Source organism: Streptomyces sp. NPDC001056, assembly GCF_053598955.1.
This window is the reverse complement of record NZ_JBSFLI010000011.1, coordinates 65924-82170: the sequence shown is the minus strand read 5'-3', so window position 1 is coordinate 82170 and position 16247 is coordinate 65924. Positions and strand designations below refer to the sequence as shown.

At 70.5% G+C, this 16247-nt stretch carries 11 protein-coding genes and 1 tRNA gene; 4 read left to right on the top strand and 8 right to left on the bottom strand.

The genetic code is table 11. The features are described from left to right. The first annotated feature begins 77 nt into the window (after nt 1-77). The gene (pyk, locus tag ACWDD7_RS15740) at nt 78-1517 is read left to right on the top strand and encodes a pyruvate kinase (protein WP_392211276.1); all 1440 of its coding nucleotides are present in this window, start codon (nt 78-80) and stop codon (nt 1515-1517) included. Between the two features lie 94 nt (nt 1518-1611). Here pyk and ACWDD7_RS15735 read toward each other — a convergent pair. Then, nucleotides 1612-1686 (bottom strand) — tRNA-Leu (locus ACWDD7_RS15735). Between the two features lie 100 nt (nt 1687-1786). Between ACWDD7_RS15735 and ACWDD7_RS15730 the strand changes: the two genes are divergently transcribed. Next, nucleotides 1787-2440 (top strand): ANTAR domain-containing response regulator, encoded by a 654-nt coding sequence (locus ACWDD7_RS15730; RefSeq protein WP_351876050.1) that lies wholly within the window; start codon nt 1787-1789, stop codon nt 2438-2440. A 66-nt stretch (nt 2441-2506) separates the two neighbouring features. Here ACWDD7_RS15730 and ACWDD7_RS15725 read toward each other — a convergent pair whose 3' ends face one another. From ACWDD7_RS15725 to ACWDD7_RS15695, 7 genes are all read right to left on the bottom strand, one after another. Beyond that, nucleotides 2507-3223 (bottom strand): ABC transporter ATP-binding protein, encoded by a 717-nt coding sequence (locus tag ACWDD7_RS15725; protein ID WP_351869588.1) that lies wholly within the window; start codon nt 3221-3223, stop codon nt 2507-2509. Beyond that, complete coding sequence (locus ACWDD7_RS15720; RefSeq protein ID WP_450457706.1) at nt 3220-4161, bottom strand: ABC transporter ATP-binding protein; 942 nt, start codon at nt 4159-4161, stop codon at nt 3220-3222. The genes ACWDD7_RS15725 and ACWDD7_RS15720 overlap by 4 nt, the downstream gene beginning before the upstream one ends. Nucleotides 4162-4167: 6 nt before the next feature. Then, nucleotides 4168-5940, bottom strand: a complete 1773-nt coding sequence (locus tag ACWDD7_RS15715) for a branched-chain amino acid ABC transporter permease (protein WP_351869706.1) — start codon at nt 5938-5940, stop codon at nt 4168-4170. A gap of 5 nt (nt 5941-5945) precedes the next feature. Beyond that, entirely contained in the window at nt 5946-6875 is a 930-nt protein-coding gene (locus ACWDD7_RS15710) for a branched-chain amino acid ABC transporter permease (RefSeq protein WP_351869594.1), read from the bottom strand. Between the two features lie 108 nt (nt 6876-6983). Further along, nucleotides 6984-8192: a branched-chain amino acid ABC transporter substrate-binding protein gene (locus ACWDD7_RS15705; protein WP_351869709.1), complete on the bottom strand. Its 1209-nt coding sequence runs from the start codon at nt 8190-8192 to the stop codon at nt 6984-6986. A gap of 590 nt (nt 8193-8782) precedes the next feature. Further along, nucleotides 8783-9271: a hotdog fold thioesterase gene (locus ACWDD7_RS15700; protein ID WP_351869596.1), complete on the bottom strand. Its 489-nt coding sequence runs from the start codon at nt 9269-9271 to the stop codon at nt 8783-8785. A 59-nt stretch (nt 9272-9330) separates the two neighbouring features. Next, nucleotides 9331-11634: an FdhF/YdeP family oxidoreductase gene (locus tag ACWDD7_RS15695; RefSeq protein WP_450457705.1), complete on the bottom strand. Its 2304-nt coding sequence runs from the start codon at nt 11632-11634 to the stop codon at nt 9331-9333. Between the two features lie 957 nt (nt 11635-12591). Between ACWDD7_RS15695 and polA the strand changes: the two genes are divergently transcribed. Beyond that, complete coding sequence (polA, locus tag ACWDD7_RS15690; protein ID WP_450457704.1) at nt 12592-15318, top strand: DNA polymerase I; 2727 nt, start codon at nt 12592-12594, stop codon at nt 15316-15318. Nucleotides 15319-15572: 254 nt separating this feature from the next. Beyond that, a complete protein-coding gene (locus tag ACWDD7_RS15685; protein WP_450457703.1) occupies nt 15573-15983 on the top strand; it encodes a hypothetical protein in 411 nt (136 codons plus the stop codon). The last annotated feature ends 264 nt before the right edge of the window (nt 15984-16247 follow it).

Below are 16247 nucleotides of genomic sequence, written 5' to 3'. Positions count from 1 at the left end.
TAAGGCTTCATGTAAAGGTTGTTGAGTGGTCATGCGGCCCGGAATCTCTACCAGCGGGTAAGCCCTAGGCTCGAACCATGCGCCGAGCAAAGATCGTCTGTACATTGGGGCCCGCCACCGACTCGTACGACCAGATCAAGGCACTGGTCGAGGCCGGAATGGACGTCGCCCGGTTCAACCTCAGCCACGGCACCCGCGCCGAACACGAGGAGCGTTACCAGCGCGTGCGCAAGGCCGCCGACGAATCCGGCCGCAGCGTCGGCATCCTCGCCGACCTTCAAGGTCCGAAGATTCGCCTCGGCCGTTTCGCCGAAGGGCCGGTACTGCTTGAACGCGGCGACGAGTTCACCATCACCGTCGAGGACGGCGTGGCGGGCGACCGCCACCGGTGCGGCACCACCTACGCGGGGCTCGCCGAGGACGTCACCCCCGGCGAGCGCGTCCTCGTGGACGACGGCCGGGTCTGCCTGGAGGTCACCGCCGTCGACGGCCCCCGGGTGCGCACCCGGGTGGTCGAGGGCGGCATGGTCTCCGACCACAAGGGCCTCAACCTGCCCGGCGTCGCCGTCTCCGTGCCCGCCCTGTCCGAGAAGGACGAGGAGGACCTGCGCTGGGCGTTGCACACCGGGTTCGACATCGTTGCCCTCTCCTTCGTGCGCAGCGGCGACGACGCCCGTGCGGTGCACCGCATCATGGCCGAGGAGGGCCGCCGCCTCCCGGTGATCGCCAAGATCGAGAAGCCGCAGGCGGTCGCGAACCTGGACGACATCGTGGCCGCCTTCGACGGGCTGATGGTCGCGCGCGGCGACCTCGGCGTGGAGATGCCGCTGGAGCAGGTGCCGATCGTCCAGAAGCGGGCCATCAAGCTCGCCCGGCGCAACGCCAAGCCGGTCATCGTCGCCACCCAGATGCTCGACTCCATGGTCGACAACGCCCGCCCCACCCGGGCCGAGGCCTCCGACGTGGCCAACGCCGTCCTCGACGGCACCGACGCGGTGATGCTCTCCGGCGAGACCAGCGTCGGCAAGTACCCGGTCGAGACCGTGCGCACCATGGCGAAGATCGTCACGGCGGCCGAGGAGGACATGCTGGCCAAGGGGCTGCCGCCGCTGACCGAGCGGAACAAGCCGCGCACCCAGGGCGGCGCGGTCGCACGGGCCGCCGCCGAGATGGGCGACTTCCTCGGCGCCAGGTTCCTCGTGGCCTTCACCCAGTCCGGCGACACCGCCCGCCGGCTGTCCCGCTACCGTCCGCCGATCCCGCTGCTCGCCTTCACCCCCGAGCCGGCCACCCGCTCCCAGCTCAGCCTCACCTGGGGCGCCGAGACCTTCCTCGGCCCGCACGTCGACTCCACCGACGCCATGGTCGACCAGGTGGACGAACTGCTGCTGCGCTACGGCCGCTGCGAGAAGGGTGATGTCGTGGTGATCACGGCCGGCTCCCCGCCCGGGGTCTCCGGCTCCACCAACATGGTCCGCGTCCACCGCATCGGCGAGGACGACGACCCGGAGGGCTGAACCGGGCCGAGCATGAGAAAAGGGCCCCTTCACGAAGGGGCCCGCACAAACCGGCGATCAAGGAACCCGGTGACCTTGGAAAACAAGGAAAAAGTGCCCCGGGTCGGACTCGAACCGACACTGTACGGGTTTTGAATCCGTTGCCTGCTGCCAATTGGGCTACCGGGGCTCGCAGAATCCAAGGTTTCCCCCGACCCTCCGCGCGTCCACCATACCGTAGCTAGGTAGGCTCTTGTCAGCAGTACCCCTGCACCGAACGAGGAGCCCCCGTGACCGCCGAGTCGCCCCAGCCCGTAGACGCCGACGAGGACAAGTCGCACGTGCCTCCCCTGACGACCCGTGTCGTCATCGCCGAGGACGAGGCCCTGATCCGCCTCGACCTCAAGGAGATGCTGGAGGAGGAGGGCTACACCGTCGTCGGTGAGGCCGGCGACGGCGAGCAGGCGATCGAGCTGGCCCGCGAGCACCGGCCGGACCTGGTCATCCTGGATGTGAAGATGCCCAAGTTGGACGGCATCTCCGCGGCCGAGAAGATCGCCGAGGAGTCCATCGCCCCGGTCCTGATGCTCACCGCCTTCTCCCAGCGCGACCTGGTGGAGCGCGCGCGGGACGCCGGCGCGATGGCGTACCTGGTCAAGCCGTTCAGCAAGAGCGACGTGGTGCCGGCGATCGAGATGGCCGTCTCCCGCTTCACCGAGCTGAGGCAGCTGGAACAGGAGGTCGCCGACCTCACCCAGCGCCTGGAGACCCGCAAGCTGGTCGACCGCGCCAAGTCCATCCTCCAGACCGAGTACGGCCTGACCGAGCCGGCCGCCTTCCGCTGGATCCAGAAGACCTCCATGGACCGCCGCATGTCGATGCAGCAGGTCGCCGAGGCCGTGATCGCGGACAACGAGGAGAAGAAGGCCGCGAAGAACGGCTGAGCGCTTCGCGTACGGAACAGGCCCGCGCCCCCTCGACGGGGGGCGCGGGCCTGTTCCGTACGGGCGTCAGTCCTCGCCCAGGTACGCCTTGCGGACCGACTCGTCGTGCAGCAGGTCCTGTCCGCTGCCGGACAGCACGATCGAGCCGACCTCCATCACATGCCCCTGGTCGGCGAGCGAGAGCGCCGCCTGGGCGTTCTGCTCGACCAGCAGGATGGTGGTGCCCTGGGACTTCAGCTCGGCGATCGTCGCCATGATCTTCTGCATCATGATCGGCGACAGACCCATGGACGGCTCGTCCAGCATCAGCAGCTTGGGCCGGGACATCAGCGCCCTGCCCATGGCCAGCATCTGCTGCTCGCCGCCCGAGAGGGTGCCCGCCGCCTGCTTGCGCCGCTCGCCCAGGATCGGGAAGAGGTCGTAGGCGCGCTGGATGTCCTGCTCGATGCCGTCCTTGTCCTTGCGCAGGAAGGCACCGAGCTGGAGGTTCTCCGCGATGCTCAGGCGCGGGAAGATGTGCCGGCCCTCGGGGGAGTGGGCGAGCCCCAGCGCGACGATCTTGTGCGCCGGTACCCCGGCGAGCGGCTTGCCGTCGAACAGGATCGTGCCGCCGACCGGCTTGAGCAGCCCGGACAGGGTGCGCAGCGTGGTCGTCTTGCCGGCGCCGTTGGTGCCGATGAGGGTCACGACCTGGCCGGCCTCGACGCTGAACGAGATGCCCTTGACGGCCTCGATCTTGCCGTAGGCGACCCTGAGGTCCTCGACCTCCAGCAGTGCGGTCACTGGGCCTCTCCCTCCGTGCTGTCGGCGGACCCGGCCGCCTCGGCCTCGGCCGCGTCGGCCTCCGCCGCTTCCGGCCTTTCGGCCTCCGCCTCCGCCGCCTGCGGCCTCTCGGTCCCGGTCGCCTCGGCCTCCGCGGCCTCGACCTCCGCGGCCTCCGCCGCGCCCGGCTCGCCCTCGAAGGGCTCGCCCAGGTAGGCGGCGATGACCCGCTCGTCGGCCTGGACGATCTCGGAGGTGCCCTCGATCAGCTTCTCGCCCTGGACGAGCACCGCGACGCGGTCGCACAGGTTGAAGATGAACCGCATGTCGTGCTCGATGACGAGGACGGCGATGCCCTTGTCCCGGATGGCGAAGACCAGTTCCTCGGTGGCCCGGGTCTCCTGCGGGTTCATGCCCGCCGTGGGCTCGTCCAGGAGCAGCAGGCCGGGCTCGCTGGCCAGCGCCCGCGCGATCTCCAGCTTGCGCTGCTCGCCGTAGGGCAGATTGCGCGCCAGGTGCTCGCGCTTGCCCGCGAGGCCGACGAACTCCAGGAGCTCCATCGCCCGCGCCTCGGAGTCGCGTTCGGCCTTGCGGAAGCCGGGGCCGCGCAGCAGCGCCGACCACAGGCCCTCCTTGGTCCGCGTGTGGCGGCCCACGAGGACGTTCTCCAGCACGGTCATGTTGGCGAAGAGCCGGATGTTCTGGAAGGTACGGGCGATGCCCGCCTGCGTCACCAGGTGCGGCTTGGGCGGCAGCACCTTGCCCTTGTAGGCGACGGTGCCCTCGGTGGGGACGTACAGGCCGGTGAGGCAGTTGAAGAAGGTGGTCTTGCCGGCGCCGTTCGGCCCGATCAGGCCGACGATCTCGCCGCTGTTCACCGTGAAGTCCACGGACCGTACGGCGGTCAGACCGCCGAACCGCATGGTGACGTCACGGGCTTCGAGTACAGGTGTCGTCATGGTTCCTTACGCCCCTGCCTTGGTGACGGCCGCGTCGTCGGACAGGGTCGTCTGTGCCGGTACGTCGAGCTGGCCGGTCTCGTGGAACTCCAGCTTGCGGCGCCGGTTGGCGATGATGCCCTCCGGCCGGAACCGCATGAGCAGGATCAGCGCGACACCGAAGGCGAGCAGCTCGTAGTTCTGCATGAACTGGAGCTTCTCCGGGATGAGGTAGAGCAGGCTGGCGCCGAGCAGCGGGCCGCTGACGGTGCCCATGCCGCCGAGGACGACGGCGGCCAGCAGGAAGGCCGAGTTGGGCGGGGCGGCGCCGGCGAACTGGTACGGCTGCGGGTTGACGCTGTAGTTCACGTGCGCCATCACGGTGCCGGCCAGACCCGCGAGGGAGGCGCCGAGCGCGAACGCGATCAGTTTGACCCGGAAGCCGTTGATGCCCATGGCGGTCGCGGCGGTCTCGTCCTCGCGGATCGCGATCCAGGAGCGGCCGATACGGGAGTCGGCGGCGCGGGTGAAGACCAGGACGACGATCGCCGTCACGATCAGCATCAGGAACAGGTAGTTGGCGAACCGGCCCAGCGTGAACGAGCCGAAGGTGTGGGCGTCGCCCAGGTTGAACCCGAAGAGCTTGATGTCGGGGATCTGGGTGATGCCGTTGGGGCCGCGGGTGATGTTCGGACCGGAGTCGCCGTCCAGGTTGTTGACGGTGATGCGGAAGATCTCTCCGAAGCCGAGCGTCACGATGGCCAGGTAGTCGCCGCGCAGCCGCAGCGTCGGACCGCCGATCAGGACGCCGAAGACCAGGGAGGCGGCCATGCCGGTGAGGGCGGCGGCCCAGAAGGGGAACTGGACCTGGAGGGGCGAGTACTCGGAGCCGGAGACCAGGGCGGCCGCGTAGGCGCCGACGCCGAGGAAGGCGACGTAGCCGAGGTCGAGCAGGCCGGTGAGGCCGACGACGATGTTCAGACCGAGGGCGACGGTGGCGAAGATGAGGATGTTCACGCCGATGTTGGCGTTGTGGTCGTCGCTCTGGGTGAACGGGAAGATCACGGCGGCCAGGAACGCCAGCGCGGCCGCGAAGCCCTTGTGGCGGGTGGACATGACCGAGTACCGGTCGAGGAGTCCGGAGTGCAGCAGACCCCAGGCGGCGAAGCTCACCACGAGCAGGAAGCCGATGAAGGTCTCGCTGTCGTCGTCGTTGATGCCGATGCCGTAGGTGAAGACCACCAGGCCGAGGGCGGTGCCGACGGTGACGACGGCGCGCTCCGCGAGCGGCGACAGGGTGCCGGGGCGGGGCTGTTCGGGCTTGGTGAGGTAGCCCTTGAGGCCGGTGCCCGGGGCGGGGTGGGGCAGGGCGAGGGCGCCGATGACGGGCAGCGCCGAGGCGACCATCGCGACGTACGCGCCGGGGTCGAGGTTGACCAGGCCGCCGAGGTCGACGGCGATGGCGATGCCGGTGAACCAGCAGACGGCGAACGCCGAGAGGCCGGTCAGCAGCACCGGGCTGGTGGCGCCCGACGGGTTCAGCCAGCCGAGGCCCTTCACCCGCCACAGGGCGAGCACGTACAGCAGGGTGAGCGCGCCGGCGACCAGGGCCAGGATCTGGAGCCCGGCCGGGTAGCCGTAGATGGTCAGGTTGCCGGGGAAGTCGGGCGTCCAGGTCCAGCTCATGAAGGCGCTGGCGATGGTGCCGACGGCGCCGACGGCGATGAGCGGCCGGGCCACGGCGGCCGGGAGCGGCAGCAGCCCGCGCTCCGCCGGGGTCTGGAGGGTGGTGTCGGTCATGCTGCTCACGCCCTGTCCGCGACGCGTTCGCCGAGCAGGCCCTGTGGCCTGAAGAGGAGTACGAGGATGAGGAGGACGAAGGCCCACACCGCCGCCCAGCCCTGGCCGCCGAGCTGCTGCATGCCGGGGATGTCCGCGATGTAGGCGGTGGCCATGGCCTCGGCCAGGCCCAGGACGAGGCCGCCGAGCATCGCGCCGTAGATGTTGCCGATGCCGCCGAGGACGGCCGCGGTGAAGGCCTTGAGGCCGGCCAGGAAGCCCATCGTGTACTCGACGTTTCCGTACTTGAAGCCGTACGCCGTGCCCGCGACCGCCGCGAACACGCCGCCGATGGCGAACGCGATCACGATGATGCGGTTGGTGTCGATGCCCATCAGCTGGGCGGTGTCCGGGTCCTGCGCGGTGGCCTGCATGGCACGGCCGGTGCGCGAGAGCCGCACGAAGAAGGCGAGGACCGCCATGCACAGCGGGGCGGCGATGATCAGGAAGATGTCGCCGCTCTGGATGGTGATCGAGCCCAGGTGGTAGGGCCCGAAGGGGAGCTGGGGGAAGACACGGGAGGTCTTGGCGTTCGGGTACAGGTTGAAGACGAGCTGCTGGAGCGCGAGCGAGAGACCGATGGCCGTGATCAGCGGCGCCAGACGTGGCGCGCCGCGCAGCGGCCGGTAGGCGAAGCGTTCGGCGCCGACGGCGATGAGGACGGCGACCAGGGCGCCGCCGACGAGCATCGCCGGCAGGGCTATCCACATGGATATGCCATCCGGCAGGGCGAGGTACACCGTGAGGGCGCCGAAGCCTCCCGTCATGAAGATCTCGCCGTGTGCGAAGTTGATGAGCTGGACGATGCCGTACACCATCGTGTATCCGATGGCGATCAGGCCGTACATCGAGCCGAGGAACAGCCCGTTGGCCAGCTGCTGCGGCAGGGTGTTCACCGCATGGCCTCCATGTGGTGGGGAGAGTCAAGGGGGCGGTAGAAGGCGGGCCGCGCGGTGACGGTGGTCAGTGCCGCGCGGCCCTGGTGTCGCGAGGTGTGCCGCGGGCTACTTCGGGTTGGCGACGCCGCTCTTGACGGACTTCCACGCACCGTTGACGACCTGGTAGACGGTCAGCTGCTTGTTCGTGGTGTCACCGAACTCGTCGAACGAGATCTTGCCGGAGATGCCGTCGAAGGAGTTGTGCTGGACCGCGTCGACGACCTTGGCGCGGGCGTCGTCCGGGAGCTTGCCGTCCTTGATGATCTGGCCGACGGCCTTGATGATCGCGGTGGTGGCGTCGTACGAGTAGGAGCCGTAGGTGCCGTAGTCACCGGGGTACTTCTTGGCCTTGTAGGTGGCCACGAAGTCCTTGGCGGCGGGCAGGGTGTCGACCGGGACGCCGATGGAGGTCGCGAGGTCGCCCTCGGAGGCCTTGCCGGCGGTCTTGATGTAGGTCGGGGTGAACATGCCGTCGCCGCCGAACAGCGGGATCTTGGCGCCGGCGTCCTTGAGCTGCTTGGTCAGCACCTGGGACTCGTCGTACTGGCCGCCGTAGTACAGGATGTCGGCGCCCGAGTTCTTGATCTTGGTGACGAGGGTGGAGAAGTCGCGGTCGCCCACGCTGACGTGGTCGGTGCCGATGACCTTGCCGCCCTGCTTGGCGAACTGCTCCTTGAAGATCTTGGAGAGGCCGGCGCCGTAGGTCTGCTTGTCGTCGACGACGAACGCCTTCTTCTTGTGCAGGCCGTTGTAGGCGTAGTCGGCGGCGAACGCGCCCTGGAGCGCGTCGGTGGTCGCGGTGCGGAAGTAGGTCTTGAACGGGCGGACCTTCGTGGTCTGCCAGTTCTTGCCCTGGGTCAGCTCCGGGGCGGTGTTGGACGGGGAGATCTCCACCAGGTTCGCGGTGTCGAGGACCTGCTGCATCTGCGTGGCCACACCGGAGTTGAGCGGGCCGACCACACCGAGGACGTCCTTCTGGGCGACCAGCTGGGTGGCGTTCTGCTGGCCGGTGGCCGGGATCGCCTTGTCGTCCAGCGCCTTGACCTTGAAGGTCACGCCCGGGACCGTCTTGTTCTTGTTCGCGTCGTCGACCGCTATCTGCGCGCCGTACTGGATGCCGAGGCCGGTCGCGGAGTTCTGGCCGGTCAGCGGGGCGTCCACGCCGATGGTGACCGTGATGTCGCCGCTGTCGCCGCCCTTGCTGTCATTGTTGCGGGAGCCGCAGGCGGTGAGAGTCAGAGCCCCCGTCGTCAGAACGGAGGTAAGAATCACCAGAGAACGCTGTCGCACAATCGATCCTTTCCGCAGGCATGGGCGGTCCCTGGAACGGGACGGCGGAGAGCCGCGTTGGTACCGAACTCCCGTTGGAGCGGTGACTGGCCGTGACTCTAAGCCCGCTATGGAGACCTGGGCAGCGCCGTAGGCGTCCTTGTGACTTTCTTGTTATGACGGCGTGGACGGGAAAGTTCCGCCCGGGGCACTCTCGGCCGGTTTGGCGGAATTTCCCCGCGGTCCACATTTTGAGAATGCGCACTTCCGGTTGGCCGTCGGCCCGAGGTGGCGGTCGGGCGGGCGCCGCGACCCGGGGAAGGCTGGGGAAGATCACCTACGGGCGTGCCCCCGGAGGGGAGGCGGGGGCCGCTTATTGCGTGCATGTTACGCAGCGTTACACCGGGAAAAGAAAGGTGTGCTATACAGCATTTTCGGGCGGCCGGGTGGCGATATCTTCGCCCTCGTCATGGCCCGTTCCTGCCTGGACGGCGGAATTCCGCTTTTCTGTGGGCGAAATGACGTCGTGTTGGAGACGAAAAGGCCCGGTCGCGCCCCTTTTGGGATGCGGACCGGGCCTCGGACGGTTCGGAGTGTCAGGAAGCCGCGGGCGCCTGCTCGCCGTTCGGCGCCCCGAGGTCACGCAGCAGGCAGGTCAGCCGGGCGCTGCACACCCTGCGGCCCTGCTCGTCGCTGATCACGACCTCGTACGTCGCCGTCGACCGGCCCCGGTGCACGGGCGTGGCCACACCGGTCACCAGACCCGAGCGGAGGCCGCGGTGGTGGGTGCAGTTGAGGTCCACGCCGACCGCGACCTTGGTGCTGCCGCCGTGCAGCATCGCGCCGACCGAGCCCAGGGTCTCCGCCAGCACCGCGGAGGCGCCGCCGTGCAGCAGGCCGTACGGCTGGGTGTTGCCCTCCACCGGCATCGTCCCGACGACCTTGTCCGCGGAGGCCTCCAGGATCTGCACGCCCATCCGCGTGCCGAGGTCACCGGCCGAGAACAGGGCGGGCAGGTCCACACCGAGCGCCGCGTACTCCTCGATGACCTCCTGCGGGAATTGCACCTGCTGCTGCTCGCCCATGGGCCGGCTCCGTCCTCGTACACCTGTCAAAGGCACCTGTCTGAGTGCTGAGCGAACGCTCAGTCGGTCGCCGATTGTTCCAGACGGCCTTCCGCGTGCTCCTCCAGGCGTACGATCACCGACTTGCTGGCCGGGGTGTTGCTGGTGTCGGCGGTCGCGTCCAGCGGCACCAGCACGTTGGTCTCCGGGTAGTACGCCGCCGCGCAGCCCCGGGCCGTCCGGTAGAGCACCACCCGGAAACCGGGCGCCCGCCGCTCCACGCCGTCCCGCCACTCGCTCACCAGATCCACGTACGTCCCCTCGGCGAACCCGAGCGCGCGCGCGTCCTCCGGGTGCACCAGCACCACCCGGCGGCCGCCCGTGATGCCCCGGTAGCGGTCGTCCAGGCCGTAGATCGTGGTGTTGTACTGGTCGTGCGAGCGCAGCGTCTGCAACAGCAGCCGCCCCTCGGGGAGTTCGGGGTACTCCACCGGCGCCGCGGTGAAGTTCGCCTTGCCGGTGGCGGTCGGGAAGCGGCGCTCGTCGCGCGGCGCGTGCGGCAGCGCGAAACCACCGGGCCTGGCCACCCGCGCGTTGAAGTCCGCGAACCCGGGGATCACCCGCGCGATGCGGTCACGGACGGCTCCGTAGTCCTTCTCGAACTCCGCCCACGGCACGACGCTCCTGTCGCCGAGCGCCGCGCGCGCCATCCGGCACACGATCGCCGGCTCGGACAGCAGATGGGCGCTCGCGGGCGCCAGCCGGCCGCGCGAGGCGTGCACCATGCCCATGGAGTCCTCGACGGTCACGAACTGCTCACCGCCCGCCTGCACATCGCGCTCGGTACGGCCCAGGGTGGGCAGGATCAGCGCCCGCGCGCCGGTGACCACGTGGGAGCGGTTCAGCTTGGTCGACACGTGCACCGTCAGCCGCGCCCGCCGCATCGCCGCCTCGGTCACCTCGGTGTCCGGGGACGCGGAGACGAAGTTGCCGCCCATGGCGAAGAACATCTTCGCCTCCCCGTCGCGCAGCGCGCGGATCGCCCGTACGACGTCGAAGCCGTGCTCCCGGGGCGGCGCGAACCCGAACTCCCGCTCCAGGGCGTCCAGGAAGTCGGGGGCGGGCCGCTCGAAGATGCCCATGGTGCGGTCGCCCTGCACGTTCGAATGGCCGCGCACCGGGCACACGCCCGCGCCCGGCCGGCCGATGTTGCCGCGCAGCAGCAGGAAGTTGACGACCTCGCGGATGGTCGGCACGGAGTGCTTGTGCTGGGTCAGACCCATGGCCCAGCACACGATGGTCCGCTCCGAGGCGAGCACCATCTCCAGCGCCTGCTCGATCTCCGCGCGGGTCAGACCGGTCGCGGCCAGGGTCTCCTCCCAGTCGGCGGACCGGGCGGCCTTGGCGAACTCCTCGAATCCATGCGTGTGCGCGCGCACGAACTCCTCGTCGACCGCGCCGTCCGCCTCCAGGATCAGCTTGTTGAGGAGCCGGAAGAGCGCCTGGTCGCCGCCGATGCGGATCTGAAGGAACAGATCGGTGAGGGCGGCACCCTTGAGCATGCCCTGCGGGGTCTGCGGGTTCTTGAACCGCTCCAGGCCCGCCTCGGGCAGCGGGTTGACGCTGACCACCTTCGCGCCGTTGGCCTTGGCCTTCTCCAGCGCGGACAGCATTCGGGGGTGGTTCGTGCCCGGGTTCTGGCCCGCCACGATGATCAGGTCGGCCTTGTACAGGTCCTCCAGGAGGACGCTGCCCTTGCCGATCCCGATGGTCTCGGAGAGCGCCGACCCCGACGACTCGTGGCACATGTTCGAGCAGTCCGGCAGGTTGTTCGTGCCCAGCTCGCGCGCGAAGAGCTGGTACAGGAACGCCGCCTCGTTGCTGGTACGGCCCGAGGTGTAGAAGACGGCCTCGTCCGGGGAGGCGAGGGCGGCGATCTCCTCGGCGATGATGCCGAAGGCGCGCTCCCAGGTGACCGGCTCGTAGTGCGCCGCCCCTTCGGGGAGGTACATCGGGTGGGTGAGCCGCCCCTGCTGGCCCAGCCAGTACCCGCTCCGGTTCGCCAGGTCCGTGACCGGGTGCGCGGCGAAGAACTCCGGGGTGACCCGGCGCAGGGTCGCCTCCTCGGCCACCGCCTTCGCGCCGTTCTCGCAGAACTCCGCGGTGTGCCGGTGCTCCGGCTCCGGCCAGGCGCAGCCCGGGCAGTCGAAGCCGTCCTTCTGGTTCACCCGCAGCAGCGTCAGCGCGGTGCGCCGGACACCCATCTGCTGCTGCGCGATCCGCAGGGTGTGTCCGATGGCCGGCAGCCCCGCCGCCGCGTGCTTCGGCTCCGCGACCTGCGGCGCGTCCTGCACCGGATCACCCTTGGGCGGCTTCGTCGCCATCGCACGCTCTCCTTCGACTGCGTGTACCACGTACGACGCCGATCCTCCCACGGGGCAGTGACCGTGGGTATGGCTGCCTCAGCTGCGCTTTCGCTCCGTCCTGTTTGCTCCGGGTTCCGCGGGGCGGCTGGTGTGCGGTGGGTTCGCGGCGGTGGGACGACGGAGACGTGCGGCCGGCGGGGCTGTCTTCCGCGGCGGTGGTGATCGGTCCGCGCGGCCGGGCGCCCCGTCTTTCACGGTGACGGTGACCGGTCCGCTTCCACGGTGACGGTGGCCGGTCCGCGCAGCCCGGGTGCCCCGCTTTTCGCCGGGACGGCGACCGGCCTGCCCGGCTGGGGTGCTCCCTGTCCGTCGGGAGGGGGCTCGGCCGGCTCGGCCGGTGGGCTCCTCCTCCCGTCGCGACGTCGATCGGCCACGACGGCGACGGCCGACGGCGCCGAGCCTCCCGCGCCGGCTCGTGAGCCGCCTCCGGGTTCGGCGGGGTCCGTTCGCTGCGGCCGCTCCTCGCCGGTGGCTCTGGTCGTTCCGCCGCGGCGGCGATCGGCCGCGACAGAGGTTGCCGACGGTGTGTGACCGTCCTCGGCCGCCTGCGATCTCCCGCGAGCCGCCTCACGAGGCCCCGCTCGCTGTGGTCTCGCCCACGTCGGCGTGCTCGTACGCCTGTGCCGCGACCGCCTCTGCCGCGACCGCCTCTGCCGCGACGGCTTCCGCCGCGACGGCAGCGTCCCCAGCGGTGCCGAACCGGTCCCGGCCGCCCGCGCCGCCTCGTGGGGCCGCCTCCCAGGGCCGGGCGCCCCGGTGCTGCTCCGCCGGGGGCGGTGCGCTCCTTTCCGCCGCGGCGGTGACCGGCCGCCACGGGGGTGACCGGCGGCGCCGCACCGGCCCCGCCCTCGACGGCCTCCTCGCCGAAGGCGCGGGCGGTCCTGAGTGTCAGTGGGGCGTGGCAGGATCGGTGGCGTGGCAGAGACAGCATCGAAGAAGACCGACAAGACCCCCGGCGGCACCCGTCCCCGGCTGATGCTCATGGACGGGCACTCGCTGGCCTACCGCGCGTTCTTCGCGCTGCCCGCGGAGAACTTCACCACCGCGACGGGCCAGCCGACGAACGCGATCTACGGTTTCGCGTCGATGCTGGCCAACACCCTGCGTGACGAGGAGCCCACCCACTTCGCCGTGGCCTTCGACGTCTCCCGCAAGACCTGGCGCTCCGAGCGCTTCACCGAGTACAAGGCGAACCGCTCCAAGAGCCCCGACGAGTTCAAGGGCCAGGTCGAGCTGATCGGCGAGCTCCTGGACGCCATGCACGCCCCGCGCTTCGCCGTCGACGGCTTCGAGGCCGACGACATCATCGCCACCCTCGCCACCCAGGCCGAGGCCGAGGGCTTCGAGGTGCTGATCGTCACCGGCGACCGCGACTCCTTCCAGCTGGTCAGCGAGCACACCACCGTGCTCTACCCGACCAAGGGCGTCTCCGAGCTGACCCGGTTCACCCCGGAGAAGGTTCTTGAGAAGTACGGCCTGACGCCCGCCCAGTACCCCGACTTCGCCGCCCTGCGCGGCGACCCGTCCGACAACCTCCCCGGCATCCCCGGCGTCGGCGAGAAGACCGCCGCGAAGTGGATCAACCAGTTCGGCTCCTTCGCCGAGCTGGTCGAGCGCGCCGAGGAGGTCAAGGGCAAGGCGGGCCAGAACCTCCGCGACCACCTGGAGTCGGTCAAGCTCAACCGCGTCCTCACCGAGCTGGAGCGCCAGGTCGAGCTGCCGAGGTCGGTCACCGACCTGGAGCGCGCGCCGTACGACCGCAAGGGCGTCGCGATGATCCTGGACACCCTGGAGATCCGCAACCCCTCCCTGCGCGAGCGCCTCTTCGCCGTCGACCCCGGCGCGGAGGAGGCCGACACCACCCCGGTCACCGCCGAGGGCGTCGAGATCGACGGCACCGTGCTGCGCACCGGCGAGCTGGCTCCCTGGCTCGCCGGGCACGCCGCGCAGCCCCTGGGCGTCGCCACCGTCGACACCTGGGCCCTGGGCACCGGCTCCGTCGCCGAGGTCGCCCTCGCGGCGGGCGGGGGAGCGGCCGCCTGGTTCGACCCCGCCGAGCTGGACGAGGCGGACGAGAACGCGTTCGCGGCCTGGCTGGCCGACGCCGAGCGCCCCAAGGTGTTCCACAACGCCAAGGGCGCCATGCGCGTCTTCGCCGAGCACGGCTGGAGCATCGAGGGCGTGCGCATGGACACCGCGCTCGCCGCCTACCTGGTCAAGCCCGGCCGCCGCTCCTTCGACCTGGACGCGCTGTCCCTGGAGTACCTGCACCGGGAGCTGGCCCCCGCCGCCGCGGCCGACGGCCAGCTGGCCTTCGGCACGGACGAGGCCGCCGAGGCCGAGGCCCTGATGATCCAGGCCCGCGCCGTCCTGGACCTCGGCGACGCGTTCGGCAGCCGCCTGGAGGAGGTCGGCGCCGTCGATCTGCTGCGCGACATGGAGCTGCCCACCTCCGCACTGCTCGCCCGCATGGAGCGGCACGGCATCGCCGCGGACCGCGCGCACCTCGAAGCCATGGAGCAGATGTTCGCGGGCGCGGTACAGCAGGCCGTGAAGGAGGCGCACGCGGCCGCGGGCCACGAGTTCAACCTGGGCTCGCCCAAGCAGCTCCAGGAGGTCCTCTTCGGCGAGCTGGCCCTGCCCAAGACCAAGAAGACCAAGACCGGCTACACCACGGACGCCGACGCCCTCGCCTGGCTCGCCACCCAGACGGACAACGAGCTGCCGGTGATCATGCTCCGCCACCGCGAGCAGGCCAAGCTCCGCGTCACCGTCGAGGGCCTGATCAAGACCATCGCGGGCGACGACCGTATCCACACCACCTTCAACCAGACGGTGGCCGCGACCGGCCGGCTGTCCTCCACGGACCCGAACCTGCAGAACATCCCGGTCCGCACGGACGAGGGCCGGGCGATCCGCCGCGGCTTCGTCGTGGGCGAGGGCTTCGAGTCCCTGATGACCGCCGACTACAGCCAGATCGAGCTGCGCGTGATGGCCCACCTCTCCGAGGACGAGGGCCTGATCCGGGCCTTCACCTCCGGCGAGGATCTGCACACCACGGCCGCCTCCCAGGTCTTCGGCGTGGAGCAGGCCGCGGTGGACGCGGAGATGCGCCGCAAGATCAAGGCGATGTCGTACGGACTGGCGTACGGCCTGTCCGCGTTCGGCCTCTCCCAGCAGCTGAACATCGAGGCGGCGGAGGCCCGCGCCCTGATGGACGCGTACTTCGAGCGCTTCGGCGGGGTCCGCGACTATCTGCGCCGCGCGGTGGACGAGGCCCGGGCCACGGGCTACACGGCGACCCTCTTCGGGCGCCGCCGCTATCTGCCGGACCTCAACAGCGACAACCGCCAGCGCCGCGAGGCCGCCGAGCGGATGGCCCTCAACGCGCCCATCCAGGGCACCGCGGCGGACATCGTCAAGATCGCCATGCTCAAGGTGGACGCCGCCCTGCGGGCCGCGGACCTGAAGTCCCGGATGCTCCTCCAGGTCCACGACGAGATCGTCCTTGAGATCGCCCCCGGCGAGCGCGCCCGCGTCGAGGAACTCGTCCGCCACGAGATGTCCAACGCCGTGACCCTCCGTGCCCCTCTGGACGTCTCCGTCGGCGTGGGCCCGGACTGGGAGTCCGCGGCGCACTGACGGGCGGCGGTACGCCTGGCGACCGCGCCGCACCTCGCGAGGGGCGCCGTATTCCCACGGAGTACGGCGCCCCTCGCCGTCCGGCGCCGCTGTCCGTCGTACGGCGGTCGACCCCACGGCCCGGTACCCGCCGCAAGCCGGAATCCGCCATTCCGAACCCGCGCCACAAAGACGGCTCAACCCCCGGCGGGGCCGTCACTCACGTGGCCCCCGCCAAAACGCCCCCCACCCCCCGCAGCCGCAACACTGCGGGCATGGGTATACGCATGCTTCACCGCCGGACGCCCGAGGCAGTCACCCGGGTCTGGGCGGACACCGCCTCGGCGCAGGATCAGGCACTGCCCGCCTCGCCGGTACCGGCCCTCGCGGCCGACGCAAGCACCGCCCGCATCCCCGCCGACCCGGCCACGACCGTCCGCAGGGCCGCCGGGAACATCCGGCGCGGGCTCAAGGACCGCACCGACCGGACCACCGCCGCCGCCCGCGCCGGGCGCGCCCCCGACTGGCGCCAGTGGGTCGATCTGGCCCGCGGCTATCTCGCGCTCACGCTCGCGCTGATCCCGAGATCCCGCCCCCGTCCCACGCTCACGGTCTTCGTCGCCCCCCTCGCCGCACGCCCCGCCCACCGCGAGCCCCACGACCCCGGACCGGACGCCGTCCGCTGAGGGGCCGCCTCCCCTCCTCCCCAACTCAAAAGCGGGCCAGTGTCACCGTCCTGGCGGAACGTCGGGCGTGCCCACCCCAACGACAGGTGGCCAACCGGTGAAAATCGGGCACGAACGGGTGCCCCCGCAAAGCAAGTTGCCGTAGGGTCGCCTGCGGTCCCGTGCCGGGTGCGCGGGGCGGGCACCCATCGCACAGGTGAAAGGGCGGCACAGGGGGCAACCGGAACACCGGGTCGTTCGTCACACCAGGGCGAGACACAAGGC